Below are 1,896 nucleotides of genomic sequence, written 5' to 3' on the forward strand. Positions count from 1 at the left end.
CACTTTCCTGCCGAGTCCGGCCTTTCCTACCCGTGAGTCCGAGGCTGCGAGGCCCAGTTCAGCGGCGATGCGCCGGGTGCTGCGGCGGGCTCGCGACGGTGTGGCTCTCAATGTCGACGAGGCCGCGATCGCGCTGACGGCCCGGGGTGAGGACCTCGCCGATCTCTGTGCGTCCGCGGCCCGCGTCCGGGATGCCGGCCTGGAATCCGAGGGCCGTCGCGGCGCTGCGGGGCGGCTGCCGGTCAGTTATTCGCGCAAGGTCTTCATTCCCGTCACGCATCTGTGCCGCGACACCTGTCATTACTGCACCTTCGTGACGGTCCCGGGCCGGCTGCGCGCCCAGGGTAAAGGGATGTATCTCGAACCCGACGAGATCCTCGACATCGCCCGCCGCGGCGCGGAGTTGGGATGCAAGGAAGCGCTGTTCACTCTCGGTGACCGGCCGGAGGCGCGCTGGCCCGAGGCTGCGCAATGGCTCGACGAGCGCGGGTATGACTCCACGCTGGACTACGTGCGGGCCATGGCGATCCGGGTGCTCGAAGAAACGGGACTGTTGCCGCACCTGAACCCGGGTGTCATGAGCTGGGCCGAATTGTCGCGCCTCAAGCCGGTGGCGCCGTCGATGGGCATGATGCTCGAGACCACCTCGCGGCGGCTGTTTGAGACCAAGGGTGAAGCGCACTATGGCTCGCCGGACAAAGACCCCGAGGTCCGGCTACGCACCCTGACCGATGCCGGGCGGCTGTCGGTCCCGTTCACCACCGGCCTGCTGGTCGGTATCGGCGAGACGCTCGAGGAGCGTGCTGAGACCATCCATGCGATTCGCAAGTCGCACAAGGAGTTCGGGCACATCCAAGAAGTGATCGTGCAGAACTTCCGGGCCAAGGACCACACCGCCATGGCTTCGACGCCGGATGCGGGTCTCGACGATTTCCTGGCCACCATCGCCGTCACCCGACTGGTGCTGGGACCGAAGATGCGGGTGCAGGCGCCACCGAATCTGGTGTCGCGGGATGAATGCCTGGCGCTGCTGGGCGCCGGGGTCGACGACTGGGGTGGAGTGTCACCCCTGACACCGGATCACGTGAATCCCGAACGGCCGTGGCCGGCCCTCGACGACCTGGCTCAGGTGACCGCCGAAGCGGGCTATGACCTGGTGCAGCGGCTGACGGCCCAGCCGCGCTACGTGCAGGCCGGTGCGGCGTGGATCGACCCGCGGGTGCGCACCCATGTCAATGCCCTGGCCGATCCGGAGACCGGGTGGGCGCGCGAGGTCAACCCCGTCGGGCTGCCGTGGCAGGAACCCGACGAGGCCACCGAATCCCTGGGCCGGGTGGATCTGCACACCGCTATCGACGCGCAAGGCCGGCTCACCGAGACCCGCTCGGACCTCGACAGTGCCTTCGGCGATTGGGAATCCATTCGCGACAAGGTGTCCGAGCTGGCGGCGCGGGCACCCGAACGCATCGACACCGACGTGCTCGCGGCGCTGCGCTCGGCCGAACGCGACCCCGCCGGCTGCTCCGATGACGAGTACCTGGCGCTGGCCACCGCCGACGGTCCTGCGTTGGAAGCGGTGACCGCCCTGGCCAATTCGCTGCGCAAGGACGTCGTCGGTGATGACGTCACGTTCGTGGTGAATCGCAACATCAACTTCACCAACATCTGTTACACCGGCTGCCGGTTCTGCGCGTTCGCGCAACGCAAGGGCGACGCCGACGCCTTCTCGCTGTCGACGTCCGAGGTCGCCGACCGGGCGTGGGAGGCCCACGTCGCCGGCGCCACCGAGGTGTGCATGCAAGGCGGTATCGACCCCGAGTTGCCCGTCACCGGGTACGCCGATCTGGTGCGGGCGGTCAAGGCGCGGGTGCCGTCGATGCACGTGCATGCGTTCTC

1 protein-coding gene is annotated in these 1,896 nt (G+C 68.2%); it reads left to right on the forward strand.

Features of this window, described 5'->3' with window-relative positions; genetic code table 11:
- Nucleotides 1-1,896, forward strand: a 1,896-nt coding sequence (locus AC3A6P_RS36045) for a bifunctional FO biosynthesis protein CofGH (RefSeq protein ID WP_487697446.1), incomplete at both ends; no start/stop codon positions are given.

It is taken from the genome of Mycobacterium sp. Soil_C_30, from assembly GCF_057656995.1.